Annotated in this window: 22 protein-coding genes and 5 tRNA genes; 11 read left to right on the top strand and 16 right to left on the bottom strand. The window is 70.3% G+C overall.

The annotated features are described in order from the left end of the window. Positions 1-128 precede the first annotated feature (128 nt). Both cofC and ACWCP6_RS29175 read left to right on the top strand, forming a co-directional pair. The gene (gene cofC, locus ACWCP6_RS29180; protein WP_450935559.1) at positions 129-764 is read left to right on the top strand and encodes a 2-phospho-L-lactate guanylyltransferase; all 636 of its coding nucleotides are present in this window, start codon (positions 129-131) and stop codon (positions 762-764) included. Between the two features lie 42 nt (positions 765-806). Beyond that, positions 807-1,010, top strand: coding sequence for a hypothetical protein (locus ACWCP6_RS29175; RefSeq protein ID WP_450935558.1), 204 nt, complete (start codon positions 807-809; stop codon positions 1,008-1,010). A gap of 109 nt (positions 1,011-1,119) precedes the next feature. Here ACWCP6_RS29175 and ACWCP6_RS29170 read toward each other — a convergent pair whose 3' ends face one another. The 4 genes from ACWCP6_RS29170 to leuC form a co-directional block, all read right to left on the bottom strand. Next, positions 1,120-1,770: an HU family DNA-binding protein gene (locus ACWCP6_RS29170; RefSeq protein WP_450935557.1), complete on the bottom strand. Its 651-nt coding sequence runs from the start codon at positions 1,768-1,770 to the stop codon at positions 1,120-1,122. Positions 1,771-1,921: 151 nt separating this feature from the next. After that, positions 1,922-2,149 carry an SCO5555 family protein gene (locus ACWCP6_RS29165; RefSeq protein ID WP_450935556.1) on the bottom strand — a complete coding sequence of 76 codons (228 nt, stop codon included), beginning with the start codon at positions 2,147-2,149 and terminating at the stop codon, positions 1,922-1,924. Between the two features lie 295 nt (positions 2,150-2,444). Then, a complete protein-coding gene (leuD, locus tag ACWCP6_RS29160) occupies positions 2,445-3,038 on the bottom strand; it encodes a 3-isopropylmalate dehydratase small subunit (protein WP_450935555.1) in 594 nt (197 codons plus the stop codon). Between the two features lie 20 nt (positions 3,039-3,058). Beyond that, positions 3,059-4,489: a 3-isopropylmalate dehydratase large subunit gene (gene leuC / locus ACWCP6_RS29155; protein WP_450935554.1), complete on the bottom strand. Its 1,431-nt coding sequence runs from the start codon at positions 4,487-4,489 to the stop codon at positions 3,059-3,061. 182 nt (positions 4,490-4,671) lie between these two features. On the opposite strand from leuC, the gene ndgR reads away from it, so the two are divergent. Then, positions 4,672-5,388 carry an IclR family transcriptional regulator NdgR gene (gene ndgR / locus ACWCP6_RS29150; RefSeq protein WP_058942291.1) on the top strand — a complete coding sequence of 239 codons (717 nt, stop codon included), beginning with the start codon at positions 4,672-4,674 and terminating at the stop codon, positions 5,386-5,388. Positions 5,389-5,566: 178 nt separating this feature from the next. On the opposite strand, the gene ACWCP6_RS29145 is transcribed toward ndgR, so the two are convergent. The 9 genes from ACWCP6_RS29145 to ACWCP6_RS29105 form a co-directional block, all read right to left on the bottom strand. Then, positions 5,567-5,639, bottom strand: a tRNA-Glu gene (locus tag ACWCP6_RS29145). A gap of 27 nt (positions 5,640-5,666) precedes the next feature. Continuing rightward, a tRNA-Gln gene (locus ACWCP6_RS29140) sits at positions 5,667-5,738 on the bottom strand. Between the two features lie 31 nt (positions 5,739-5,769). Then, positions 5,770-5,842: transfer RNA gene (locus tag ACWCP6_RS29135), tRNA-Glu, on the bottom strand. Positions 5,843-5,903: 61 nt separating this feature from the next. Further along, positions 5,904-5,976, bottom strand: a tRNA-Glu gene (locus ACWCP6_RS29130). A 21-nt stretch (positions 5,977-5,997) separates the two neighbouring features. Then, positions 5,998-6,069: transfer RNA gene (locus ACWCP6_RS29125), tRNA-Gln, on the bottom strand. Between the two features lie 86 nt (positions 6,070-6,155). Next, positions 6,156-6,908: an HAD family hydrolase gene (locus tag ACWCP6_RS29120; RefSeq protein ID WP_450935553.1), complete on the bottom strand. Its 753-nt coding sequence runs from the start codon at positions 6,906-6,908 to the stop codon at positions 6,156-6,158. Between the two features lie 133 nt (positions 6,909-7,041). Next, the gene (gene gltX / locus ACWCP6_RS29115) at positions 7,042-8,562 is read right to left on the bottom strand and encodes a glutamate--tRNA ligase (RefSeq protein ID WP_450935552.1); all 1,521 of its coding nucleotides are present in this window, start codon (positions 8,560-8,562) and stop codon (positions 7,042-7,044) included. Further along, positions 8,555-9,331, bottom strand: coding sequence for a fumarylacetoacetate hydrolase family protein (locus ACWCP6_RS29110; RefSeq protein WP_450935551.1), 777 nt, complete (start codon positions 9,329-9,331; stop codon positions 8,555-8,557). Before ACWCP6_RS29110 ends, gltX begins: the two co-directional genes overlap by 8 nt. A gap of 126 nt (positions 9,332-9,457) precedes the next feature. Next, a complete protein-coding gene (locus tag ACWCP6_RS29105; protein WP_450935550.1) occupies positions 9,458-9,643 on the bottom strand; it encodes a hypothetical protein in 186 nt (61 codons plus the stop codon). A gap of 576 nt (positions 9,644-10,219) precedes the next feature. Between ACWCP6_RS29105 and ACWCP6_RS29100 the strand changes: the two genes are divergently transcribed. The 8 genes from ACWCP6_RS29100 to ACWCP6_RS29065 all read left to right on the top strand — a co-directional run bounded on the left by ACWCP6_RS29100 (position 10,220) and on the right by ACWCP6_RS29065 (position 20,775). Next, a complete protein-coding gene (locus ACWCP6_RS29100; RefSeq protein WP_450935549.1) occupies positions 10,220-13,963 on the top strand; it encodes a nitrate- and nitrite sensing domain-containing protein in 3,744 nt (1,247 codons plus the stop codon). Between the two features lie 9 nt (positions 13,964-13,972). After that, on the top strand, positions 13,973-14,386 hold the full coding sequence (locus ACWCP6_RS29095) for a roadblock/LC7 domain-containing protein (protein WP_450935581.1): 414 nt from the start codon (positions 13,973-13,975) through the stop codon (positions 14,384-14,386). A gap of 118 nt (positions 14,387-14,504) precedes the next feature. Then, on the top strand, positions 14,505-14,915 hold the full coding sequence (locus ACWCP6_RS29090) for a DUF742 domain-containing protein (RefSeq protein ID WP_450935548.1): 411 nt from the start codon (positions 14,505-14,507) through the stop codon (positions 14,913-14,915). Then, on the top strand, positions 14,896-15,471 hold the full coding sequence (locus ACWCP6_RS29085; RefSeq protein ID WP_450935547.1) for a GTP-binding protein: 576 nt from the start codon (positions 14,896-14,898) through the stop codon (positions 15,469-15,471). Before ACWCP6_RS29090 ends, ACWCP6_RS29085 begins: the two co-directional genes overlap by 20 nt. Positions 15,472-15,832: 361 nt before the next feature. Then, positions 15,833-19,090, top strand: a complete 3,258-nt coding sequence (locus ACWCP6_RS29080; protein ID WP_450935546.1) for a nitrate- and nitrite sensing domain-containing protein — start codon at positions 15,833-15,835, stop codon at positions 19,088-19,090. A gap of 10 nt (positions 19,091-19,100) precedes the next feature. Further along, a complete protein-coding gene (locus tag ACWCP6_RS29075) occupies positions 19,101-19,514 on the top strand; it encodes a roadblock/LC7 domain-containing protein (RefSeq protein ID WP_039658182.1) in 414 nt (137 codons plus the stop codon). Positions 19,515-19,607: 93 nt separating this feature from the next. Further along, on the top strand, positions 19,608-20,213 hold the full coding sequence (locus ACWCP6_RS29070) for a DUF742 domain-containing protein (RefSeq protein WP_450935545.1): 606 nt from the start codon (positions 19,608-19,610) through the stop codon (positions 20,211-20,213). Next, positions 20,194-20,775 carry a GTP-binding protein gene (locus ACWCP6_RS29065; RefSeq protein WP_450935544.1) on the top strand — a complete coding sequence of 194 codons (582 nt, stop codon included), beginning with the start codon at positions 20,194-20,196 and terminating at the stop codon, positions 20,773-20,775. Before ACWCP6_RS29070 ends, ACWCP6_RS29065 begins: the two co-directional genes overlap by 20 nt. Positions 20,776-20,947: 172 nt before the next feature. Here ACWCP6_RS29065 and ACWCP6_RS29060 read toward each other — a convergent pair whose 3' ends face one another. The 3 genes from ACWCP6_RS29060 to ACWCP6_RS29050 all read right to left on the bottom strand — a co-directional run bounded on the left by ACWCP6_RS29060 (position 20,948) and on the right by ACWCP6_RS29050 (position 25,351). Then, complete coding sequence (locus ACWCP6_RS29060; protein WP_450935543.1) at positions 20,948-21,202, bottom strand: acyl-CoA carboxylase subunit epsilon; 255 nt, start codon at positions 21,200-21,202, stop codon at positions 20,948-20,950. A 37-nt stretch (positions 21,203-21,239) separates the two neighbouring features. Continuing rightward, positions 21,240-22,832: an acyl-CoA carboxylase subunit beta gene (locus ACWCP6_RS29055; RefSeq protein WP_450935542.1), complete on the bottom strand. Its 1,593-nt coding sequence runs from the start codon at positions 22,830-22,832 to the stop codon at positions 21,240-21,242. Between the two features lie 164 nt (positions 22,833-22,996). After that, complete coding sequence (locus ACWCP6_RS29050; protein WP_450935541.1) at positions 22,997-25,351, bottom strand: polysaccharide lyase 8 family protein; 2,355 nt, start codon at positions 25,349-25,351, stop codon at positions 22,997-22,999. Between the last annotated feature and the right edge of the window lie 60 nt (positions 25,352-25,411).

Here is a 25,411-nt window from a genome sequence, read left to right as displayed (position 1 = left end):
GCGGTTCGCGGGCCTCCTCACATGCGACGGCGCGCCGCACGGAACCACCGCCCCTGCCGCCGCGCGGGTCACGGCGGGACGGGCCGGGCAGGTCACAATGGGCGCACTGGGGAAGGGACGGAACGCCGGTGCAGTGGAGCCTGGTCATACCGCTGAAGCCGCTCGTGCGGGCCAAGAGCAGGCTGGCGGACACCGCGGGCGACGACGTGCGCCCCTCGCTCGCCCTGGCGTTCGCGCAGGACACGGTGGGCGCGGCGACGGCCTGCCGCGCGGTGCGGGATGTGGTGGTCGTCACGGACGACGTCCCCGCGGGCGCGGAGCTCTCCGCGCTCGGCGCCCGGATCGTCCCCGACCTGCCGGCGGCCGGTCTCAACGCCGCGCTCGTACACGGCGCGGCCGCGGTCCGCGCGCTGCGCCCGGACGCCGCGCTGGCCGCGCTGAACGCCGATCTGCCCGCGCTGCGCCCGGCCGAGCTGGCTCGGGTCCTCGATGCCGCGGCGCTCTTTCCGCGCGCTTTTCTGTCGGATGCCGCCGGAATCGGCACAACGCTTCTGGCGGCCGGCGCCGGCACGGAATTGCGTCCGGCATTCGGCCCCGGTTCACGGGCGCGGCACAGGGCTTCCGGGGCCGCGGAACTCTCCGTGGAGGGGGTCGGTTCCGTGCGCCAGGACGTGGACACCGGCGACGACCTGCGGGCCGCGCTCGCCCTGGGAGTCGGCCCGTGCACGGCGGCCGCGGCGGCCCGCCTGCTGATCACGGACTGAGCACCGGATGTACCGGCACGACCGGTCGCCTACGCTTCCCCCATGCAGGCGACCTCGTACACGTACGACCCCGAGACCCGCAGCGGCAGTGTGCTGCTGGACGACGGCACCCCGATGCCCTTCGACGCCGCGGCGTTCGACGCGGGCGGCCTCCGGCTGCTGCGCCCGGGGCAGCGGGTGCGCCTCGAGGTGGCGGGCGAGGGCGACGAACGCCGCATCACGCTGGTGACGCTTCAGACGCTCTGACGGCCCCGAGGGCGGGGCACTCCAGGCACTTCCACCACTCCGATCACACGCCGCGGGCCGGGCTCCCAGCAGGAGCCCGGCCCGGCGCGTGACTGCCCGAGTGTGCCGATCAACCGCGGGCGGTGGCCTTCTTGGCGGTGGTCTTGCGGGCCGACGACTTCTTGGCCGGCGCCTTCTTGGCGGTGACCTTCTTCGCAGGCGCGGTCTTCTTGGCCGTGGCCTTCTTGGCGGTGGTCTTCTTCGCCGTCGCCTTCTTGGCCGTGGTCTTCTTGGCGGCCGTCGCCTTCTTGGCGGCCGTGGTCTTCTTCACGGCGGTCTTCTTGGCGGTGACCTTCTTCGCGGGCGCCGCCTTCTTCGCGGTGACCTTCTTCGCGGTGGTCTTCTTCGCCGTCGCCTTCTTGGCGGCGGCCTTCTTGGCCGCAACGGCCATGAGGCTGCCCTTGGGGGCCTTCTTGACGGAGACCTCGCCGCCCTTCGGGAGCTTCTTCGTGCCGCCCACCAGGTCCTTGAAGCCCTGGCCCGCACGGAAGCGGGGAACCGAGGTCTTCTTGACCCGGACGCGCTCACCGGTCTGCGGGTTACGGGCGTAACGGGCGGGCCGGTCGACCTTCTCGAACGAGCCGAAGCCGGTGACCGACACCCGCTCGCCGCTCACGACGGCGCGGACGATGGCGTCGAGTACGTGGTCGACCGCGTCAGCGGCCTGCTGACGCCCGCCCATCTTGTCGGCAATCGCTTCTACGAGCTGCGCCTTGTTCACGTCTTCCCCTTCGGAGACATCGCCAGAACGAATGTGTTCAAGCTTTTTCGCACGTTAGGCAGATATATACCGCAAATCAAACACGAAACGGGCTAATCACCCTTGTGCCGCAACGAACTCGGCGTTGCCGCAGTTCGTCGCGACTTGACGCTCATGCGTCTTCGGGGAAACGGCCCTCGTCGATGTCGGCTTCGAAACGCTCGAGACGCCGTGCCGCACCGGCGAGATCGTGCTTGGCCGCGGCCGTAATGACCAGCAGCTTCCGGGTCAGCGCCATCCGTACGCCCTCCGGGACTTGCAGTGCGCGCACAGTTGTGTGCGCTTCCTTGAGCCGGGCCGCGACCGCCTGGTAGAGCTCGAGTTGGCTGTCACGATCCATGCACCGATTGTGCCATCTGGGGCGAGTTGTCGCCTGCCCAGGGGGGCAACTACCGTACGCGGACGTCGTTTCCCGGACCTTCAGGGGGTCGGGCCGCAAGGGGGGTTTCGGCCTCATCACGGCCTGAAGTCAGGCGAGTTGGGCCATCGGACGGGGCCGTTCGGGGCGCCGCGCAGGCCTGCGAAGCACGCATACGGATGTACCCCCAACCGTGGCACGGATGGGGGTACATCGGGGGTTCGTCCGGCCGCCGGACCCGGGCGACGAGGCTTCGGGAGCGGCGGGCTCGCGGCCGTCAGGCCTGGAGGGTCCGCGGCTTGTGGGAGGGCCGCTTCACCTCGTAGGCGGCAATGTCCTGCTCGTTCTGCAGCGTGATGCTGATGTCGTCGAGGCCGTTCAGCAGCCGCCAGCGGGAGTTCTCGTCCAGCTCGAAGGAGGCGGTGACGCCCTCGGCGCGCACCTCACGGGCCTCCAGGTCCACCGTGATCTCGGCCTGCGGGTCCTTCTCCACGAGCTCCCACAGCCGGTCCACGACCTGCTGCTCCAGAACCACGGTGAGCAGGCCGTTCTTCAGCGAATTGCCGCGGAAGATGTCGGCGAAACGGGACGAGACCACGGCCTTGAAGCCGTAGTTCTGGAGCGCCCAGACGGCGTGCTCGCGCGAGGAGCCCGTACCGAAGTCGGGGCCCGCGACCAGCACGGTGGCGCCCTGCCGCTCGGGCCGGTTCAGCACGAACTCGGGGTCCTTGCGCCAGGCCTCGAAGAGCCCGTCCTCGAACCCGTCGCGCGTGACCTTCTTCAGCCAGTGGGCGGGGATGATCTGGTCGGTGTCGACGTTGCTGCGACGCAGCGGGACGGCCCGGCCGGTGTGGGTGGTGAAAGCTTCCATGATCGAAGGTCCTCGCTTCCTCAGACTCCGGCAGGCGTACGCACGTCGGCGTCGGACAGATCGGCGGGCGAGGCCAGGTGGCCCAGGACCGCCGTGGCGGCCGCGACCTGCGGCGACACCAGATGGGTACGCCCGCCCTTGCCCTGCCGGCCCTCGAAGTTGCGGTTCGAGGTCGAGGCGGAACGCTCGCCGGGGGCGAGTTGGTCGGGGTTCATGCCCAGACACATGGAACAGCCCGCGTGGCGCCACTCGGCACCGGCGTCCTTGAAGACCTTGTCCAGGCCCTCCGAGACGGCCTGGAGACCGACCCGCGCGGAGCCGGGGACCACCAGCATCCGTACGCCGTCGGCGACTTTGCGGCCGTGGAGGAGCCCCGCGGCGGCGCGCAGGTCCTCGATGCGGCCGTTCGTGCAGGAACCTACGAAGACGGTGTCGACCTTGATGTCGCGCAGCGGCTGTCCGGCGGTCAACCCCATGTACTCCAGGGCCTTTTCCGCGGCCAGGCGCTCCGAAGCGTCCTCGTACGAAGCCGGGTCGGGGACACTCGCCGAAAGGGGCGCGCCCTGGCCGGGGTTGGTGCCCCAGGTGACGAACGGGGACAGCTCGGCGGCGTCGATGAACACCTCGGCGTCGAAGACCGCGTCGTCGTCCGTCCGCAGCGTCTTCCAGTACGCGACGGCGGCGTCCCAGTCCTCGCCCTCGGGGGCGTGCGCGCGGCCCTTCAGGTAGTCGAAGGTCGTCTCGTCCGGGGCGATCATGCCCGCGCGGGCGCCGGCCTCGATGGACATGTTGCAGATGGTCATCCGGGCCTCCATCGAGAGCTTCTCGATGGCCGAGCCGCGGTACTCCAGGATGTAGCCCTGGCCGCCGCCGGTACCGATCCGGGCGATGATCGCGAGGATCAGGTCCTTGGCGGTGACGCCGTCCGGCAGCTCGCCCTCGACGGTGATCGCCATGGTCTTGGGCCGGGCCAGCGGCAGCGTCTGGGTGGCCAGCACGTGCTCGACCTGCGAGGTGCCGATACCGAAGGCCAGGGCGCCGAAGGCACCGTGCGTGGAGGTGTGCGAGTCACCGCAGACCACGGTCGTGCCGGGCTGGGTCAGGCCGAGCTGCGGTCCCACGACGTGGACGACGCCCTGCTCGACGTCGCCCAGCGGGTGCAGCCGCACACCGAACTCGGCGCAGTTCTTGCGCAGGGTCTCCAGCTGGGCGCGCGAGACGGGGTCCGCGATGGGCTTGTCGATGTCGAGGGTGGGGGTGTTGTGGTCCTCGGTCGCGATGGTGAGGTCGAGACGCCGCACCGGACGGCCGTTCTGGCGCAGGCCGTCGAAGGCCTGGGGGCTGGTCACCTCGTGCAGCAGGTGCAGATCGATGAAGAGGAGGTCGGGCTCGCCCTCGGCGCGCCGGACGACGTGGTCGTCCCAGACCTTCTCCGCGAGTGTCCTACCCATCGCTTTCCCTTCGGCCGGCGTCTTGGGCCGGCCCAACTAGAGATCTGTGCCGCGCGCCCGCCCCTCGTACCGGACGTCCGACGACCTGGCCCGTTGGTCCGCGGGCCGCTGTGTGTCCAGGGTCGCAAGTTCTCGGCGAAATTGAACTTGCGTTTCACAGAGTGAGACGCAAGTATCGTTGCATGGACAACAGTAGCGGCGTCGGCGTTCTGGACAAGGCAGCCCTTGTACTGAGCGCCCTGGAATCCGGTCCGGCCACCCTCGCGGGCCTGGTCGCGGCGACCGGACTGGCACGACCCACGGCACATCGCCTCGCCGTGGCCTTGGAGCACCACCGGATGGTGGCGAGGGACATGCAGGGCCGGTTCATCCTCGGCCCGCGCCTCGCCGAGCTGGCGGCTGCGGCCGGCGAGGACCGTCTGCTGGCGACGGCGGGTCCGGTGCTGACGCATCTGCGCGATGTGACGGGCGAGAGCGCGCAGCTCTACCGCCGCCAGGGCGACATGCGCATCTGCGTCGCCGCGGCGGAGCGCCTGTCCGGCCTCAGGGACACGGTCCCGGTGGGCTCCACGCTCACGATGAAGGCGGGCTCGTCGGCGCAGATCCTCATGGCCTGGGAGGAGCCGGAGCGGCTGCACAGGGGCCTTCAGGGCGCACGCTTCACGGCGACGGCACTGTCGGGCGTACGGCGCCGGGGCTGGGCCCAGTCGATCGGTGAGCGCGAGCCGGGCGTGGCCTCGGTCTCCGCGCCGGTCCGGGGGCCCTCGAACCGTGTGGTGGCCGCCGTCTCGGTCTCCGGACCGATCGAGCGGCTGACACGGCACCCGGGGCGGATGCATGCGCAGGCGGTCATCGACGCGGCCGGCCGGCTGTCGGAGGCCCTGCGCCGCAGCGGCTGACCCCGCCCGCTCCCGGCCGCACTCCCCGGCCGATCTCGTCCGGCCCTGTTCCTGGCCCGCCCCGACGCCGCGGCGGGCCGGGAGCGCGCCGGGCGACGACAGCGGCGGCAGGAGCGGCAGGAGAAGGAGCAGGAACGACGAAGAAGCCCTCCCCTGATGGGGAGGGCTTCTCTTCGTGTACCCCCGACCGGATTCGAACCGGCGCTACCGCCTTGAGAGGGCGGCGTGCTAGGCCGCTACACAACGGGGGCAAGATCGTGCCATACGACATGATCAAGCTGGGCTACCAGGACTCGAACCTAAACTAACTGAACCAGAATCAGTCGTGCTGCCAATTACACCATAGCCCAACGGTGGTCTAGACCAGCTAGTCACCGACAGTACCCCCGACCGGATTCGAACCGGCGCTACCGCCTTGAGAGGGCGGCGTGCTAGGCCGCTACACAACGGGGGCCCTAGCGATCCTGCATCGACAACAGCGGGTGCGACCCGACTGCCCTCGCGGGAAGGATCTGTACCCCCGACCGGATTCGAACCGGCGCTACTGCCTTGAGAGGGCAGCGTGCTAGGCCGCTACACAACGGGGGCTTTGCAGAGAAGCTCTGCGAGCTGGGGTACCAGGACTCGAACCTAGACTAACTGAACCAGAATCAGTCGTGCTGCCAATTACACCATACCCCACCAAAACTCAACCCCCTGCGGGGGTTTGTTCGGTGTGCGCTTCCCGGCCCGGCCTTTCGGCCCTCTCGGGCGGCGCAGGAAGAACATTACCCGAAGGTGGACGGCGCTCCAAAACGGGTATCGGCGCGCAGCAGCCCGGGAAGCTCCGCGAGACCGGTGATGCGGTGCACGCCCGACGGGAGCTCCTCGCGCACCCCTCCCGATCCGTTGCGATCGAGCCAGATCCCGAGCAGTCCCGCATCACTGGCGCCGCGTGCATCGGTCTCCGGCTGGTCGCCGACGTACGCCACTTCGGAAGGCCGCAGCCCGAGGGCGTCGCACGCGGCGAGGAACGCCTCGGGGGCGGGCTTGGAGACGCCGAGTTCGGCGGCGCAGAGGACCGCCTCGAAGCGGTCACGGACGCCGAGGGCGCGCAGCTTGCGGTCCTGGGCGGTCAGGGCGGAGTTGGACAGCACGGCGTGCCGGTAGTCGCCGGCCAGTGCGTCGAGTGCGGGCAGCGTGTCCGGGAAGAGCGCCCAGGCGGCCTCGTAGTGGCGTACGTACCGGCCGAACCAGGCATCGGCGTCGGCGTCGTCCATGGGTCCGGCCACCGATCCACCGACGGCCAGGAAGTCCCGTACGCGGTCCCTGCGCTGCTCCTGGAAGCCGACGGCGCCCGCTCCGAAGCGGGCCCAGTGCCGGTCGGTGAGCTCCCGCCACAGCGTGAGCGCCGCCTCCGCCGTCCCGTACCGCCCCAGCAGGCCCTCGGCGGCCAGATGCGCCCGCATGCCCGCGGTGTCGGCCCCCGCGTAGTCGAAGATCGTGTCGTCGATGTCCCAGACCACGGCTCTGATCTCCATGGTCCGACCGTAACGCCCGGAGGGGTCCCGGGGCCCGGGGATCGGCGATTTCCGGGGCGGCGGGAAGCCGGGGCCCGGACGCGCGAAGGGCCCGGGAGCCGTCGTGGCTTCCGGACCCTTCGGGGCGTGCGCGTTACGCGGGCAGCTTGGCCAGCGCGGCGTCGATGCGGGCCAGGGTCTTCTCCGTGCCCAGGACCTCCAGGGACTCGAAGAGCGGCAGGCCCACCGTGCGGCCGGTGACGGCCACGCGGACCGGGGCCTGCGCCTTGCCGAGCTTGAGGCCGTGGGCCTCGCCGGCGGCGAGGACGGCCGCCTTGAGGGACTCGGCGTTCCAGCCGGCTCCCTCCAGCGCGGCCAGGTTGGCGCGGGCCGTCGTCAGCAGGTCCTTCGCGCCCTCCTTCATCGCCTTCTGCCAGGACGCCTCGTCCTGGACCGGCTCGGACAGGAAGAGGAAGTCGACGTTCTGCGTGATGTCGGACAGGACCGTCAGCCGGGTCTGGGCGTGCGGTGCGATGGCCTCCCACGCCGCCTGGTCGAAGTCCTCCGGCGCCCAGGGAGCGTGCGGGGCGCGCAGCCACGGCTCGCAGGCCTGCGCGAACGCCTTGGGGTCGAGCATCCGGATGTGGTCGGCGTTGATCGCCTCGGCCTTCTTCAGGTCGAAGCGGGCCGGGTTCGGGTTGACGTCCTTGATGTCGAAGGCCGCGACCATCTCGTCGACGGTGAAGATGTCGCGGTCCGCGGCGAGCGACCAGCCCAGCAGGGACAGGTAGTTGAGCAGGCCCTCGGGCAGGAAGCCGCGCTCGCGGTAGAGGTTCAGCGAGGCCTGGGGGTCACGCTTGGAGAGCTTCTTGTTGCCCTCGCCCATGACGTACGGGAGGTGCCCGAACTCCGGGACCGACTTGGCGATGCCGAGTTCGCTCAGCGCCTTGTAGAGGGCGATCTGGCGCGGCGTGGAGGACAGGAGGTCCTCGCCGCGCAGCACGTGCGTGATCTCCATCAGCGCATCGTCGACCGGGTTGACCAGCGTGTACAGCGGGGCGCCGTTCGCGCGGACGATGCCGTAGTCCGGCACGTTCTCCGGTGTGAAGGTCAGCTCGCCGCGGACGAGGTCGTTGAAGGTGATCGGCTCGTCCGGCATCCGGAAGCGGACGATGGGCGCCCGGCCCTCCGCCTCGTAGGCCTCGACCTGGCCGGCGCTGAGCTCGCGGCAGTGGCCGTCGTAGCCGGACGGCTTGCCGGCGGCGCGGGCGGCCTCGCGACGGGCGTCCAGCTCCTCCGTGGAGCAGTAGCAGCGGTAGGCGTAGCCACCGTCGAGGAGCTTCTGCGCGACGTCCTTGTAGAGGTCCATGCGCTCGGACTGACGGTACGGCGCGTGGGGGCCGCCCACCTCGGGACCCTCGTCCCAGGTGAAGCCCAGCCAGCGCAGCGAGTCGAGCAGCTGCTGGTAGGACTCCTCGGAGTCCCGGGCCGCGTCGGTGTCCTCGATGCGGAAGACGAACGTGCCCCCGGTGTGCCGCGCGAACGCCCAGTTGAACAGAGCGGTGCGGACCAGGCCCACATGCGGGTTACCGGTCGGGGAGGGACAGAACCGTACGCGAGGGAGTACCCCCTGCTCGGGCGAATCCGAGAGCTTGGGGGAGGATCCGTTAGCCACGCTTGATCACCTTATTGGTGAGAGTGCCGATGCCTTCGATGGTGACGGCGACCTCGTCGCCGACATGGAGGGGGCCTACCCCTGCCGGGGTGCCCGTGAGGATGACGTCGCCGGGAAGCAGCGTCATGGCCTCGGTGATGTTCACGATCAGATCCTCGATGGGGTGGATCATCTCGCTGGTGCGGCCCAGTTGGCGCTGCTGGCCGTTGACCGTGCACTGGATGGTGAGGTCGGCGGGGTCGAGGTCCGTCTCCACCCAGGGGCCGAGGGGGCAGGAGGTGTCGAAGCCCTTGGCCCGCGCCCACTGCTTCTCACGCCGCTGCACGTCGCGTGCGGTGACGTCGTTGGCGCAGGTGTAGCCGAGGATGACGTCCTTGACCCGCTCGCGCGGGACCTCGCGGCACATACGGCCGATGACGACGGCCAGCTCGGCCTCGTGGTGCAGTTCCTCGGAGAAGGAGGGCTGGGCGATCGCGTCGCCCGGGCCGATCACGGAGGTGGACGGCTTGAAGAAGGCGAAGGGGGCGTCGGGCACGTCGTTGCCCAGCTCCTTCGCGTGCTCCGTGTAGTTGCGGCCGAAGGCCACGACCTTGTTGGGGAGCACCGGGGGCAGCAGCCGCACCTTGCTCAGCGGGACCTTCGTGCCGGAGAGCTCGAAGTCCGCGAACGGGATGCCCTTGATGATGTCGAGGACGAACTCGTCGGGACTGTCGCCCTCGACCGCGCCGAAGGCGACATTGCCGTCGATGGAGAACCTGGCGATGCGCACGGGTGCCTTGTGCCCCTCACTGAGCTTGCTGGAGTCTGACGCTCCAGGCTAACGCGGCAAGGGGCTCCTGCCCCGCGCATTACCTGCGCCCCGACCCGGACGCGACGCGCGGCGGAGCGTCGGGAACTATGCGGCGGGCACCTGCTGGGGGGCCACCATCAGGACGGTGCGGCGCGGGTTGGCGGTACGGGTCGGCAGCTCGACGGCGTGCTCCGGTCCCTCCAGGGTCTGCAGTTCGCCGGCGTCCTCAAGGTGCGCCAGCGTGGTGCGCCGCGGGTTGGCTATGTTCCGGAACATGCTCGTGGTCTTCATCTGCCGTGCTGACCCTGTCGCTAGGGGCGCCGCGCGCCGGTTGCCAAATACTTCATCCTTGTAAAGCGTCAGGCTAAACATCCAATTCCCTGCGAAACGCAGGAACAGCCCGGGTTGCTCATGTGAGTTTGCTCACGGAGCAGGGATCAAAAGGGGACATTCCAGGCCATGCCCCAGATACTCGGAAACGGACATTGCGCCACTGAAGCAGTCATTCCGCTCCCGATCATGGCGACTGGGACACCCTGCTCACCGGAGCGAGTTGCCGGGAAAAGTCCGTTATGGGCGAGATCACTTTCTACGTCTCGTGACACGACCCTTACAACGCGTCACTCTGGTCACGGCCTGACGCGCGGGCCTTGTTGGAGATCCCGGGCTGTGCTGGAATTCCCGGGACCGCCGCGGGATCGAGCCGGCGCGCAGGGGCGCAGAGCAGCGCCGAGCGGCGGTGGAAGGGGGGAGCAGCGCCGGTCACCCACCGACCACACCAATGGGGGCGCGCAGGCGCCCCGACGACGCCGACACCGTCCCAACCGTCATGCGGGAGGGGCGCCTGGTCCAGAGGTTGCGACGCTAGTGCAGGGACGTTTCAAGAGGGATGGCAGCGCTGCGGCGGAGCCGGAGCCGCACGGCGGGACCGACCGTGGCTCCTCGCCCCAGCACGCCCAGAACCCCGGACCGGTAACTTCCAACGACTCCGGTGACCGAGGTTCCCGTCCGGGCCGGTCGGGCGGCGCCCTGCCCGTGGCCTCGACATCGAGCCCGGCTCCGAAGCCCAAGGAGTCGAAGGAGTCGGTCGGCAACGGCTCCCGAATACATCTGCGCAACTGGCGCATCTCGACCCGTCTGGTCTCGCTGCTCGCACTCCCCGTGGTCGCCGCGACCTCGCTGGGTGCCCTGCGCATCAACGACTCGATGAACGAGATCCAGCAGCTCGACAACATGAAGCTGCTGACGGACATGACCAAGCAGGCTACGCAGCTGGCCGCCGCGCTCCAGGACGAGCGCGACAGCTCGGCCGGTCCGCTGGCCAACGGTGCCAAGCCCAGCGACTTCGACGTCACGGGTGCCCGCGACAAGACCGACCGTGCCCTGCAGTCCTTCCGCGAGGGCACCCAGGAGATCGACAACGCCGGCAGCGACAGCGGTCTGCTGGGCGTGCGGTCCAACGTCGTCCAGATCACCGGCCAGCTCGCCGAGATCAAGAGCATCCGCGAGCGCGCCTACCAGGACCCCAACTCCTCCCTCCAGACGGTCGACGCCTACAGCCAGCTGATCACGCAGCTGCTGGGCCTCTCCGCGGACATGGCGCAGGCGACCAGCAGCCCGGAGATGATCCAGCGCACCCGTGCCCTGGCGGCGTTCTCGTCCGCCAAGGAGTACGCGTCGGTGCAGCGTGCCGTCATCGCCGCAGCGCTGCCGCCCAACAACACCGACCCCGGCAAGCTCTCGGAGACGGACCGGCGCTACGCGCTCTCCGCCTACAACAAGGAGCAGGCCGACCTCAACGTCTTCAAGAACATCTACGCGGGCAACTCCGACGACCTGCTGAAGCCGATCGACGACGGCAACGCCACGATCAAGGAGTCCGACACCTACGCGCAGCGTGTGCTGAAGCAGGAGGACGGGCTGAAGCTCCAGTCGCAGCGCGGCAAGCGCTCGTACCGCGACTGGATGGACGCCGACTCCACCAAGATCCAGGCCATGGGCAAGATCGAGCTGACGCTCCTCAACGAGATGGAGCAGAAGGCCCGTGAGCTGAGGAACTCCTCCGAGCGCGACGCGATCATCAACGGTGCGCTGATCCTCATCGTCCTCGGTGTGTCGCTCGTCGGCGCCTTCGTCGTGGCCCGCTCCATGATCCGGTCCCTGCGCCGTCTCCAGGACACCGCGACCAAGGTCGCCCAGGACCGTCTGCCCGAGCTGGTCAAGCAGCTGTCCGAGTCGGACCCGCAGGACGTCGACACCTCCGTCGAGTCGGTCGGTGTGCACTCCCGGGACGAGATCGGCCAGGTGGCCGCGGCCTTCGACGACGTGCACCGCGAGGCGGTCCGCCTCGCCGCCGAGCAGGCCCTTCTGCGGGGCAACGTCAACGCGATGTTCACCAACCTCTCGCGCCGCTCGCAGGGTCTCATCCAGCGTCAGCTGTCCCTGATCTCCGAGCTCGAGTCCCGTGAGGCCGACCCGGACCAGCTGTCCTCGCTCTTCAAGCTCGACCACCTCGCGACGCGTATGCGCCGTAACGGTGAGAACCTCCTCGTTCTGGCCGGTGAGGAGCCGGGCCGCCGCTGGACCCGCCCGGTCCCGCTGGTCGACGTGCTCCGCGCCGCCGCCTCCGAGGTGGAGCAGTACGAGCGCATCGAACTGGCCGCGGTGCCCTCCACCGAGGTCGCCGGCCGCGTCGTCAACGACCTCGTGCACCTGCTCGCCGAGCTGCTGGAGAACGCCACGTCGTTCTCCTCACCGCAGACCAAGGTCAAGGTCACCGGTCACGCGCTGCCCGACGGCCGTGTTCTCATCGAGATCCACGACACCGGTATCGGCCTCTCCCCCGAGGACCTGGCCGCGATCAACGAGCGGCTCGCGTCGCCGCCCACCGTGGACGTCTCGGTCTCCCGCCGCATGGGTCTGTTCGTGGTCGGTCGTCTGTCGCAGCGCCACGGCATCCGCATCCAGCTGCGTCCCTCCGACTCCGGCGGTACGACCGCGCTGGTCATGCTCCCCGTCGACGTCGCCCAGGGCGGCAGGAAGCCCGGCAAGCCGGGTGCCGGCGGTCCCCCGTCCAGCGGTGGCCCGGCGGCCGCGCAGGCCGCGGCCGGTGCCGCCGCCGCACGTCGTGCCGCCGGCACGGGCGCTCCCTCCGCGGGTGCCGGACTGCTCGGCTCGACCCCCTCGCGCCAGGTCCCGGGCACGGGTTCGCGAGCCGCGCTGCCCGGACGGGACGGCGGCCCGCAGCGGCCCGCCCCGCAGGGCGGCGCTCCGCGCGGCCCGCAGGACCGCCCCGGCTTCGGCGGCGGCCAGGACTCGTTCGGTGGCCCGCAGCAGGGCCGCCAGGGTGCCGCGGCGGCCTTCGGCCAGGGCCCGGCGTCCCAGCAGAACCGCCAGGGCGGCTTCGGCGACGGTCCCGCCGCCGGCCGCGGCCAGGTCCCGCAGCCGCGTGCCAACGACGCCGGTGACCAGGGTGGCCGCCGGCCGCAGCTGCCGCCGCGCGGCGGTGCGCGCGCCGAGCTGCCGGGCGGCAACCAGCAGCCGCGTACGCCGAGTTGGGGCAACGACACCGCGCAGCCGCCGGTGCCGCGCGCCTCGCTCGACGCCCCGCGCGGCCACGAGGAGCCGGACTCCACGGCGCAGATCCCGCGTGTCGACGACCGTCACGGCCCGGGCTCCACCGCCGAGTTCGCCCGCCCCGACTACAACGCCCCGCGCCCCACGAACAACGCGCAGCAGGGCACCGGGCAGTTCGTCCGTGGCGATGTGTACGGCGGCCAGGACCCGGCGTCCACCGGGCAGTACCCCGTACCGCGGCAGGACTCCTCCACGAGCGGCCAGTACCCGGCGCCGCGGCAGGACTCCTCCACCAGCGGCCAGTACCCGGCACCGCGGCAGGACTCCTCCACGAGCGGCCAGTACCCGGCACCGCGGCAGGACTCCTCCACCAGCGGCCAGTACCCCGCGCCGGGCTACGGCGAGCGGCAGCAGGGCCGGCAGGACATGGGCTCCACAGGCCAGTTCGAGCGGCCGGGTCCGGCCGGCGGCCGTCCCCGTGACACCGCCCCGCAGCGTCCGGACCGAGGTGCCCCGCAGCAGCCGGCGCGGACCGAGCCGGAGGCACTCCCGCCGGCCTCGGGCCCCGGCGACGGGCGCACCCCGCTCTACGACACGCTGGAGACCAACTGGTTCAACCAGCAGCAGTCCGGCGGCCCCGCTCCCGAGCCGGAGCGCCGGCCGCAGGGCCCCGCAGCAGCTTCCCGTCCGTCGCCCGCCTCCCCCACGGCGGTCCCGGACGGGCAGAACGGTCAGAATCCCGCCTCCTGGCGCAGCTCGCCGAACGACGAGCTCGTCCGGCAGGCCGAACGGGTCCGTCAGCCCTCCGCGGGCGGCGTGACCACGTCCGGACTGCCGCGCCGCGTGCCCCGCGCCAACCTGGTGGCGGGCACGGCCCAGCAGCAGTCGAACCAGGCGGGCCCGCAGGTCTCGCGTGCACCCGACGAGGTGCGCGGACGGCTGACCAATCTCCGACGGGGCATCCAGCAGGGCCGTCAGGCCGGTACCGGTCAGACGGGCAGCTACCCCCGCCCCACTCACCAGCAGGAGCGTTAGTTGAGCCCGATGAGCCAGGCGGCACAGAACCTCAACTGGTTGATCACCAACTTCGTGGACAACACCCCCGGGGTGTCCCACACCGTCGTCGTGTCCGCCGACGGACTCCTTCTGGCGATGTCCGAAGGGTTCCCGCGCGACCGCGCCGACCAGCTGGCGGCCGTGGCCTCCGGTCTGACCTCGCTGACCGCGGGTGCGTCCCGCATCTTCGAGGGCGGTGACGTGAACCAGACCGTCGTCGAGATGGAGCGGGGGTTCCTGTTCATCATGTCCATCTCCGACGGCTCGTCGCTCGCGGTGCTCGCCCACCCGGAGTGCGACATCGGCCTCGTCGGCTACGAGATGGCGCTGCTGGTCGACCGCGCGGGCGCGGTCCTCACCCCAGACCTGCGCGCCGAGCTGCAGGGCAGCCTGCTGCACTGACCCCACGCCCGCTGCATTCGACCGAACGAACCGACCAAGCGTCCGGCCGTCATCACACTCCCCCCACCGGCTCAGACAGACGGCACGCCGACACCTTGCTGTCCCGCCCGGAGGATTCATGACCCCGCCCACCGCCTCTCACGATCCGTATGGTGCCGCTCACCATGCGGCATACGGACATGAGGGCGACCAGCCACTGGTGCGTCCCTACGCGATGACCGGTGGCCGGACCCGGCCGCGGTACCAGCTCGCCATAGAGGCACTGGTGAGCACCACCGCGGACCCGGCCCAGATGATGGGGCTGCTCCCCGAGCACCAGCGGATCTGCCACCTGTGCCGCGAGGTCAAGTCGGTGGCGGAGGTTTCGGCCCTGCTGCAGATGCCGCTGGGTGTGGCCCGGATCCTGGTCGCAGACCTGGCCGAGGCCGGACTCGTCGCCATCCACCAGCCCGGCGGCGACGAGAACGCCGGCGGTGCGCCGGATGTGACACTGCTCGAAAGGGTGCTCAGTGGACTTCGCAAGCTCTGACGGAGGGCGTTCGACGACCTCCGCGAAGATCGTGGTGGCCGGCGGCTTCGGCGTGGGCAAGACCACGTTCGTCGGCGCCGTCTCGGAGATCAACCCGCTGCGCACCGAAGCCGTCATGACGTCCGCGAGCGCCGGCATCGACGACCTCACGCACACCGGGGACAAGACCACCACCACGGTGGCCATGGACTTCGGCCGCATCACGCTCGACCAGGACCTGATCCTGTACCTCTTCGGTACACCCGGCCAGGACCGCTTCTGGTTCATGTGGGACGACCTGGTACGCGGCGCCATCGGCGCCGTGGTCCTCGTCGACACCCGCCGCCTCGCCGACTGCTTCCCCGCGGTCGACTACTTCGAGAACTCCGGCCTGCCCTTCGTCATCGCCCTCAACGGCTTCGACGGACACCAGCCGTACAACCCCGACGAAGTACGCGAGGCCCTGCAGATCGGCCCGGACGCACCCATCATCACCACGGACGCCCGCCACCGCGCGGACGCCAAGAGCGCGCTGATCACGCTGGTCGAGCACGCCCTCATGGCCCGGCTTCGCTAGCACTCAAGTACGGCCCGGCATACGGAAGTTGTCGTAGCCGGTCGCCGGGGCCGACTGTGTCGTTTGACACGGTCGGCTCCGGTGTTCATAACGTTTCGACAGAGAATTCCGGCGCCGCCGCCACGCGTCGCGCTCGGCCGAACCCGCTGCGCGCACAACAGCCCCGCCTTTTGGCGGGGCTCGCTCTTTATGACCGTTTTATCTGGCGCTTTTCGGGGCCTGAAGCCCTTGGAACTTCAACTTCCCACTGTTTGGAAGAGCACCGCCTGACGTGCTGGAATGCGCAGAACTGCCCAGTAGACAAGGGCACGGAGATCCAGCGGCACAAGGTTGGTGCCGACGCCGAGAGGTTGTTGGTCGAGTGAGGCGAAGCAAGAGCAGTCCCGAGCCGTCGGCGCGGGGCAACTTCACCCCGCCGCCCCGGGCGGCGGCGTCACCCGCGCAGGCGCCCGGATCCGAGCAGCTGCCTCCGGCCGGGGGCAAGTTCACCCCCCGGAACTGGCGGGTGCCGGCCAAGCTGAACGCGATCCTGCTCATACCCGTGCTGGTCGGCCTTGTCATGGGCGGCTTCCAGGTGAAGAGCTCCATCGACACCTGGAACGAGGCCCAGGACGCCGAGAAGACCGCCCGCCTCGTGCAGGCGTCGCTCGCCTACGGGCAGGCCCTCATCGAGGAACGCGACATCACCGCGGAGCCGCTGCTCAAGGGCAGGCGGACCGACCCGGCCGTCGTGAACGCCCGCAAGGCCACCGACGCGGCCGCGACGAACTTCGACAAGGCCGCCGACCAGATGCCGCAGAAGGAAGGCCTCAAGCGCCGTCTGGCCGCCTTCCGCAAGGTCGAGCCGGGCCTGCAGAGCCTGCGCCAGGTCGCCTACACCTCGCGCCTGAACGGTGTGCAGACCGAAGAGGGCTACGTCCAGATCCAGCACCCGCTGATGGAGTTCGCCAACGAGCTCGGTCTCGGTACCGGCAACATCACCAGCTACGGCCGTACCGTCTACGCCATCTCCCTGTCCAAGGCCGCGCTGTCGCTGGAGCGCTCCATCGGTATGCACCTGCTGGTCAAGCCCGGCACGGACGCCAAGAGCCTCAACAAGCAGCGCGTGGCGCTCAGCTCGTACGCCTACCTCGAGGGCATCGCCATCGAGGAGTACAAGTCCGGTGGTACCGAGCAGGACAACCAGAACCTCCAGGCGGCCATCGCCAAGCTGAAGGCCGACGGCAAGAAGCACGCCGAGGACGCGGCCGCCGCCGCCAAGGCCAAGGGCCAGCCCTTCGTGCCGCCGCCGTCCGCGCAGAGCATGGTCCTGGGCCTGTCCGCGCTGCCGTCGACGCAGCCGAGCGCCCGCGTCGCCCTCGCCCAGCAGGGCATCACCAAGGAGAGCTGGTGGGCGGTCAACACCGCCAAGTTCGACGCGTACCGCCAGATCGAGTCCAATCTCGCCGACAAGGCCGTGAACGAGGCCGCGGGCATCGCCGATGACGCCCAGCGGTCCACGTACACCACCAGCGCCGTCGTGATCGTCGCCCTGCTCGCCGCGTTCATCCTGGCCGGGCTCATGGCCCGCCAGATGAGCCGCTCGATGCGCCAGCTGCGTACCGCGGCCTTCGGTATCGCCGAGCAGCGCCTGCCGATGCTGGTCGACCAGCTGTCGCGCACCGAGCCCGGCCGCGTCGACACCCGTGTGCAGCCCATCCCGATCACCTCCACGGACGAGATCGGCGAGGTCGCCCGCGCCTTCGACCAGGTCCACCGCGAGGCTGTCCGGCTCGCCTCCGAGCAGGCCCTGCTGCGGGGCAACATCAACGCGATCTTCACCAACCTGTCGCGCCGCAACCAGTCCCTGATCGAGGGCCAGCTGACCCTGATCACCGACCTGGAGAACAACGAGGCCGACCCGGACCAGCTGGAGAACCTCTTCCGCCTGGACCACCTCGCGACGCGTATGCGCCGCAACGGCGAGAACCTCCTGATCCTCGCCGGCGAGGAGCCGGGCCGCCGCTGGGACCAGCCGGTGCCCCTCGTCGACGTACTCCGCGCCGCCTCCTCCGAGGTGGAGCAGTACGAGCGCATCGAGCTGTCGGGTGTCCCCGAGGCCGACATCCACGGCCGCGCCGTGACCGACCTCGTGCACCTGCTGTCCGAGCTGCTGGAGAACGCCACCACGTTCTCCTCGCCGCAGACCAAGGTCCGCGTCACCGCGACCCGTCTGCCCGACGGCCGTGTGATGGTCGAGATCCACGACAAGGGCATCGGCCTGGCCGCCGAGGACTTCGCGGAGCTCAACCACAAGCTGGCCAACCCGCCCACCGTGGACGTGGCGATCTCCCAGCACATGGGCCTCTTCGTGGTCGGCCGCCTCGCCGACCGGCACAGCATCCGCGTCCAGCTGCGCCCCTCGGGCGAGCAGGCCGGTACGACCTCGCTGGTCATGCTGCCGGACGCGATCACGCACGGCGGTGGCGGCGAACAGCTCCCGCAGGGCGACGATTTCACCGTGTCGTCGATGATCCCGCAGCAGGACACGTACGAGGCCCCGCCGCTGCGCACGGCCGCCGAGCTCGGCTTCGACGACAGCCGCTACGAGATACCGGACGACATCCGGGACCTCGACCCCGTCGGCCGCTCGCTGATGCGCGAGGGGCGCCGTCAGGCCCTGGAGGCACAGACCGTCGGCCAGCCCGAGACCGACGAACACGGGATGTTCCGCGACGAGGCGGCCCAGCAGGGCTACGACGAGCCGCAGTCCGCATACGACGACCGCCAGGCCGCGTACGACCAGCGGACGGCGTACGACGAGCAGGGCACCGCGTACGGCAACCAGCCGACGGCGTACGACGGCGGACGCACGGACACGTACGGCGGCGACCGCTCGAACGCGTACGACGACCAGTACTACGCGCCGCAGGGCGGCTACTCGGACACCGCGTATGCGGAGGCGCCTCAGCAGGACCTCGCCGCGGGTGCGCAGGAGTCGTACAACGGCTACGACGAGCGCTCCCACCAGCAGGAGTGGCCGTCTCGGGACGGGTACCAGGAGACCTACCGGGGCGAGTACGCTGCGGATCCGGAATCCGGTCCGGGCGCTGACGCGGCCGAGCAGGAGCGCGTAGGCTTCGACCGTCCGGACGCGACCCCGAGCACCCACCGGCTGACCGACGCCGGCCTTCCGCGCCGCGGCTCCGCCGCCGGCCCGGCGAGCGCCCCCACCGGCCGTCAGCAGTGGCAGACGGACTCCGGTCGGCAGGCCGACACCGGTCGGGACACCGGCCGGCAGCAGCCGGCGGACCAGGGTCAGTCCGCGGACGCCGGCAGCGACGAAGGCGACTGGCGCTCGGCCAACGACGAGCGGTGGCAGCGCGCCGAGCAGCTGCGGAAGCCCAAGGCGGGCGGGGTCACTGCTTCCGGCCTGCCGCGACGGGTTCCCAAGGCCAATCTGGTCTCGGGCACCGCAGCAGAGACCCCGCAGGGCGGCCCCCAGGTCTCCCGCGCCCCCGAGGACGTCCGGGGCAGGCTGAGCAACCTGCGCCGCGGCGTACAGCGGGGACGCACCGCAGGTAGTGACACGAACGGCCAGGGCTTCGGTCCTGAAAGCACCTACAACCAGGAGCGTTAGTGTGAGCCCGATGAGCCAGGCGGCACAGAACCTGAACTGGTTGATCACCAACTTCGTGGACAACACCCCCGGGGTGTCCCACACGGTGGTGGTCTCCGCCGACGGACTCCTTCTGGCGATGTCCGAAGGGTTCCCGCGCGACCGCGCCGATCAGCTGGCGGCAGTCGCCTCCGGTCTGACCTCGCTGACCGCGGGCGCGTCCCGCATCTTCGAGGGCGGAAGCGTGAACCAGACCGTTGTGGAGATGGAGCGAGGATTCCTCTTCATCATGTCCATCTCCGACGGTTCCTCTCTCGCCGTACTCGCACACCCCGAAGCGGACATCGGTCTCATCGGGTACGAGATGGCGCTCCTGGTGGACCGGGCGGGCTCGGTCCTCACCCCGGATCTTCGTGCGGAGCTCCAAGGAAGCCTTCTCAACTAACTAACGAACGGTGCGTACTCGCGTCCCGTGGCCGTAAGGTTTCGGGACGCGGCATCACAGCGATGGTGCCCGGCACAGTCGGAGGAGGAAGTCGTGGCAACACCCCCACATGGTTCGTCGTCGGCCAACTGGCCCTACGGTCATGGTCAGGACCACCAGGACCAGGGTCAGGGCCACGGTCAGGCTGACGGTTCGCAGAACCGGTACAACTTTCCCTCCGCGCCGAGCGGAAGGCGTCCCGCGTACAACCCGCCGCCGCAGCGGCAGCCGGGGCCGTACGACCAGCCGTCCGCACCTCGGATCCAGCCGGTGCAGCCACAGCGACGCACACCCGAGCCGGCGCCCGCCGGGTCTGCGAACAACCCCCTGGTGCGTCCGTACGCCATGACGGGCGGTCGGACCAGGCCGCGGTACCAGCTCGCCATCGAGGCGCTGGTGCACACCACCGCGCAGCCGCATCAGATGCAGGGCCAACTGCCCGAGCATCAGCGGATCTGCAACCTCTGCCGTGAGATCAAGTCGGTCGCCGAAATCTCGGCGCTGCTGACGATTCCCCTCGGCGTGGCCAGGATTCTCGTCGCCGACTTGGCGGAGGCGGGCCTGGTTGCCATCCATCAGCCCGGCGGCGACGAGAACGCCGGCGGCCAGCCAGACGTGACACTGCTCGAAAGGGTGCTCAGTGGACTTCGCAAGCTCTAACGGCGGATCCGCCCGGTCGACCACCAGCGCGAAGATCGTGGTGGCGGGCGGCTTCGGCGTGGGCAAGACCACGTTCGTCGGCGCGGTCTCGGAGATCAACCCGCTGCGCACCGAAGCCGTCATGACGTCGGCCTCTGCCGGCATCGACGACCTCACGCACACCGGGGACAAGACCACCACCACGGTGGCCATGGACTTCGGCCGCATCACGCTCGACCAGGACCTGATCCTGTACCTCTTCGGTACACCCGGCCAGGACCGCTTCTGGTTCATGTGGGACGACCTGGTACGCGGCGCCATCGGCGCCGTGGTCCTCGTCGACACCCGCCGCCTCGCCGACTGCTTCCCCGCGGTCGACTACTTCGAGAACTCCGGCCTGCCCTTCGTCATCGCCCTCAACGGCTTCGACGGACACCAGCCGTACAACCCCGACGAAGTACGCGAGGCCCTGCAGATCGGCCCCGACACCCCGATCATCACCACCGACGCCCGCCACCGCGCGGACGCCAAGAGCGCGCTGATCACGCTGGTCGAGCACGCCCTCATGGCCCGCCTCCGCTAGGCGGCCCGCCCCGGCGACGACGTCGAAGGCCCCGCCACTCCTCCGGGAGTGGCGGGGCCTTCGACGTGCGAGCGGGACGCGGTGCGTGCGAGCCCCTCCCCCGGCCCGGGCGGCGGAACACAAAGGTCCCGGCTCCCCCTGGGGAACCGGGACCTGACGTGTGCGACGGGGCTCAGCCCTGCCAGCTGTGCGGGGCGCGGAAGCCCGGCGTGCGTTCGAGGCGGCGCCAGCCGGCCTTCGAGTGACCGCCTGTGGTGGCGACCTCGGCGGGGCGGGCGGCGGCGCGGGCGAGGAGGATCGCGGTTATCGCCGCGAGCTCCTCCGGCTCCGCGTGGCCCTTCTCCACCCGGAGGAAGTCACCGGACGTCGAGGAGGGCTGCGAAGCGGGCTGTGCCGGGGTCGTACCGGCAGGGGTGCTCGTGCTCATGGGCGTGTCGTCTCCGTGAGAGAAGCCAGTCGCAGGGTCACTGCGGGGGGTTGCCGTGCTTGCGGGACGGCAGGTCGGCGTGCTTGGTGCGCAGCATCGCAAGGGACCGGATGAGGACCTCGCGGGTTTCGGCGGGGTCGATCACGTCGTCGACCAGGCCGCGCTCGGCCGCGTAGTACGGGTGCATGAGCTCGGCCTTGTACTCCTTGACCATGCGGGCGCGCATGGCCTCGGGGTCCTCGGCCTCGGCGATCTGCCGGCGGAAGATGACATTGGCGGCACCTTCGGCGCCCATCACCGCGATCTCGTTGGTCGGCCAGGCGTAGGTGAGGTCGGCACCGATGGACTGGCTGTCCATCACGATGTACGCGCCGCCGTAGGCCTTGCGCAGGATCAGCGAGATCCTCGGCACGGTCGCGTTGCAGTATGCGTAGAGCAGCTTCGCTCCGTGCCGGATGATTCCGCCGTGCTCCTGATCGACACCCGGCAGGAAGCCCGGGACGTCCAGCAGGGTGACGATCGGAATGTTGAAAGCGTCGCACATCTGGACGAAGCGCGCAGCTTTTTCACTGGCCTCGATGTCCAGCACACCGGCGAGGGTCTGCGGCTGGTTGGCGATGATGCCGACGACCTGGCCGTCCAGACGGGCCAGCGCGCAGATGATGTTGCGCGCCCAGCGCTCGTGCACCTCGAGGTAGTCGCCGTCGTCGACGAGCTCCTCGATGACCTTGGCCATGTCGTAGGGGCGGTTCCCGTCGGCCGGGACCAGGTCCAGCAGGACGTCCGAGCGCCGGTCGGCGGGGTCCTCGGAGTCGACGACGGGCGGGTTCTCGCGGTTGTTCTGCGGCAGCAGCGACAGCAGGTACCGCACCTCGGCGATGCAGGTCTCCTCGTCGTCGTACGCGAAGTGCGCCACGCCGGAGGTCTCGGCGTGCACGTCCGCGCCGCCGAGGCCGTTCTGCGTGATCTCCTCGCCGGTCACCGCCTTGACCACGTCGGGTCCGGTGATGAACATCTGCGAGGTGTCGCGGACCATGAACACGAAGTCCGTGAGGGCCGGGCTGTACGCGGCGCCGCCCGCGCACGGGCCGAGCATCACGCTGATCTGCGGGATGACGCCCGAGGCCCGGGTGTTGCGCTGGAAGATGCCGCCGTAGCCGGCGAGTGCGCTGACGCCCTCCTGGATACGGGCGCCGGCGCCGTCGTTCAGGGAGACCAGCGGGGCACCGGCCGCGATGGCCATGTCCATGATCTTGTGGATCTTCGTGGCGTGGGCCTCGCCCAGCGCACCGCCGAAGATCCGGAAGTCGTGGGCGTACACGAAGACCGTGCGGCCCTCGACGGTGCCCCAGCCGGTGATGACACCGTCGGTGTACGGCTTCTTGGCCTCCAGGCCGAAGCCGGTGGCCCGGTGCCGGCGCAGCTGCTCGACCTCGTTGAACGAGCCCGGGTCCAGCAGCAGCTCGATGCGCTCGCGTGCGGTCAGCTTGCCCTTGGCGTGCTGCGCCTCGGTCGCCTTCTCGCTCGGTCCGCGCACGGCGTCGGCACGGATCGCGTGCAGTTCGGCGACGCGGCCCCGCGCATCGGTGGGTTCGCCCCCGGGTGAAGCGGTCTCGTCCAAAACGGTCATGTAGCGACCTTACGAAGCCCACCAAGGAAAACGGGCCGTCGACTCCGTACAGTCTCCGGCCCGTTTTCCTGGTACCCCCGAACAGAACCGCGGCGCTGTGCAGCCCATGTGACTGCTCAAGGCCCTTTGGCTTTGTATAGGTCACACAATCATGAGGGTGTTCGTCATCCGATGGCCAACTCACACCGATGGCTTACACAGGCATCCCCCGGAGTGACGCGCAGCCGAAGCCTACGGCCCGTTTCGAGTATCTCGACCGATGCGTCATGGGCGGTGACCCGGTGCACCGGCCGGTCCCAGACGATCTCCACGGGCCGCCCGGTGCGCGGCGGCTCGCTCACCACGAGGGTGGCGGTGCGCCCCCCGCGCCGTACGAGCACGCTCGCGGGCGCGGACGCGGTGAGCGGGCCCGCCGTACCGGCACGGCGGAAGTTGGCCGCGGTCAGGCCGCGCGAGGCGATGGCGACGGCCTGGCAGGCGCCGTCGTTGGCGAGCACGGTGAGCCAGTGCCGATCGGCGGCCCGCTCCGCGACGGCCCGCCGTGAGGCGCCGGGCATCAGCACGTAGGCATACGTGGCGTCGGTGGGGTCGGTGCCGTGGTCGAGCCACAGGGTCTGCCAGCGGCGGGTACGGCGCTCGGTGGTGCTGGTGGTGTTGATGTCGGACCAGGCGCCGGTGCGGTCCTCGCGCAGGGTGTGCAGTGCGGCTCCGCCGGGGAGGACCCAGCCGCCGTGGCCCTCCAGATGCGCCCAGCGGGGCCGGTCGCGGCCGTCGGTGGTGAAGGCCTGGGTGCCGCCCTCGCCGAGGTTGCGGTTGTCGACGACGGTCTCGACGGGCACCCCGTCGGTGGCGGTGATCCCCGCGCCGAGGCACACGATCGCGTCGTCGGCGCAGAACCACGACTTGTGGGCCCGCAGCGTCGAGGAGAGCCCCTTGACCTCCTGCCCGATCGCCGCGTACACGCCGTCGGTGACGCCGCCGACCCACTGCACGGGTGGTCTGGCCGCGCCCCACTCGCCGCCCTCCCTGTCGGCGAGCCGCTTGGTGGACACGGTGGTGCCCGGCAGCCGGTACCAGTCGACGGTCGGCCAGAACCAGTCGGTGTACTGGTCGCTCGGGACGCCCTTCGCCCACCAGGTGAGCATCCCGGCGCCGGTGTGCCAGCCGCGCGGGTTCTCGCCGTTGCCGCACTCGTAGTACGCGATCCGCTCCGAGGACATCGAGATGCCGGCGGCGAAGCCGGGGGCCCGGTGCACGGCCCGGTCCATGGCGGCGAAGAGCCGGTGCCCGACGGGTTCGGGCGCGGCCGGCGCAGGGGAGGCGGCGACGGCGTGCAGCCGGGCCAGGTCGGCGACGCCGAACTGCGGTGCGCCGAGGATCGGCGTGACCGTGTCCCGTTCGATCCAGCCCTTGATCCTGGCGTGCCACCGCTCTCGTTCGGCCGTGCTCGCCCCGTCCGCGAGCAGGGCCATCGCCGCGATGAGGCCCTGTCCGTGGAAGTGGTCGGAGCGCATGACGTGGCGGTCGTCGGCCTTCAGGTATCCCCTGCTGATGGCACGGCCGTTGACGCTGTCCATCACCAGGCCGTCGAGGACGAGCGGAGCGTAGGCGTGCTCGACGCTGTCGAGGATGACCTGCCGGCCCGGGTCGGTGACGGCCCACTGCGACCCCGCGAGCAATCCGAAGAGCCGTCCGAGTCCGTCGAGCATGACCTGCCCGTACGTCCCCGAGTAGGCGATCCAGGTGTGCTGGACGAAGGATCCGTCGGCGTAGAGCCCGTCGCCCTCGGTGACGTAGGGGAAGACCGGGGAGAGCGCGTCGCGGGCGAGTTCGATCTTGCCGGGTGCGCGGCCGAGGATGCCGCGCAGTACGACGGACCGGCACAGGTCGACGCGGTTGGCGCCGGTGGACGTGCCGCTGTAGCCGGCGAGCACGGAGTCGGGGACGAAGTGGTCGACGGCGGCGAAGGCGGCGGCGCGCCGGTCGTCGGTGAGCTCGTCGTACAGCGCCGCGACGATGTCCATCAGCAGGCGGGGGCTGCCGATCTGCCACTCCCACCAGTTGCCGTAGGGGGTGGTCGACGCGTGGTAGACGGCGGCGGCGAGGTGGTCGAGACCGCGCACCACGTCCGCGAGGAGTCCGGGGTCCCCGGTGAGTCCGGTGCCCTGCTGGACGTAGGCCTGGGTCATCGTCCACAGCCGGGTGTAGCTCTGGGTGATGCCCGCGGGCGGGTCGAAGGCGTAGCCGGGCCACAGCGAGTCCGGGGTGGGCGCCATGGTGGCGCGGAAGCCGCGGGCGAGGTCGCCGGTCTCCTTGAGGCGGGAGGCGTAGGGCTCGGCGGACGCGTCGTAGCCGGTGCCGAGCGCGATCTCCAGCCAGCGCTGCCGAAGGGCGTCGTAGGCATCGTCGGCATCGGCCGGTCGGGGCGCGGCCGCATGTGCGGCGCCGGTGGCGCCGAGCAGGGGCACACCCGCGGCGACGGCCGCGGCGATGAGGAACGTGCGGCGGTTCGGAGTCATGGGCATGACCTATCAGGCGATAGAAAGCGCTGTCTACACCTCGGGCGGAGGAGGAGACGA

Source organism: Streptomyces sp. NPDC002004 (assembly GCF_053593975.1).
The sequence above is the reverse complement of the archived record's forward strand: the minus strand, read 5'-3'. Positions and strand labels throughout refer to the sequence as shown.

Excerpts from the sequence above, each read along its gene's own strand:
- ACWCP6_RS29175 (WP_450935558.1), top strand. The coding sequence starts at position 807 with ATGCAGGCGACCTCGTACACGTACGACCCCGAGACCCGCAGCGGCAGT.
- ACWCP6_RS29050 (WP_450935541.1), bottom strand. The coding sequence starts at position 25,351 with ATGACTCCGAACCGCCGCACGTTCCTCATCGCCGCGGCCGTCGCCGCG.
- ACWCP6_RS29090 (WP_450935548.1), top strand. The coding sequence starts at position 14,505 with ATGACCCCGCCCACCGCCTCTCACGATCCGTATGGTGCCGCTCACCAT.
- ACWCP6_RS29105 (WP_450935550.1), bottom strand. The coding sequence starts at position 9,643 with ATGAAGACCACGAGCATGTTCCGGAACATAGCCAACCCGCGGCGCACC.
- ACWCP6_RS29095 (WP_450935581.1), top strand. The coding sequence starts at position 13,973 with ATGAGCCAGGCGGCACAGAACCTCAACTGGTTGATCACCAACTTCGTG.
- ACWCP6_RS29165 (WP_450935556.1), bottom strand. The coding sequence starts at position 2,149 with ATGGATCGTGACAGCCAACTCGAGCTCTACCAGGCGGTCGCGGCCCGG.
- ACWCP6_RS29060 (WP_450935543.1), bottom strand. The coding sequence starts at position 21,202 with ATGAGCACGAGCACCCCTGCCGGTACGACCCCGGCACAGCCCGCTTCG.
- ACWCP6_RS29055 (WP_450935542.1), bottom strand. The coding sequence starts at position 22,832 with ATGACCGTTTTGGACGAGACCGCTTCACCCGGGGGCGAACCCACCGAT.
- ACWCP6_RS29075 (WP_039658182.1), top strand. The coding sequence starts at position 19,101 with ATGAGCCAGGCGGCACAGAACCTGAACTGGTTGATCACCAACTTCGTG.
- ACWCP6_RS29120 (WP_450935553.1), bottom strand. The coding sequence starts at position 6,908 with ATGGAGATCAGAGCCGTGGTCTGGGACATCGACGACACGATCTTCGAC.
- ndgR (WP_058942291.1), top strand. The coding sequence starts at position 4,672 with ATGGACAACAGTAGCGGCGTCGGCGTTCTGGACAAGGCAGCCCTTGTA.
- leuD (WP_450935555.1), bottom strand. The coding sequence starts at position 3,038 with ATGGAAGCTTTCACCACCCACACCGGCCGGGCCGTCCCGCTGCGTCGC.
- leuC (WP_450935554.1), bottom strand. The coding sequence starts at position 4,489 with ATGGGTAGGACACTCGCGGAGAAGGTCTGGGACGACCACGTCGTCCGG.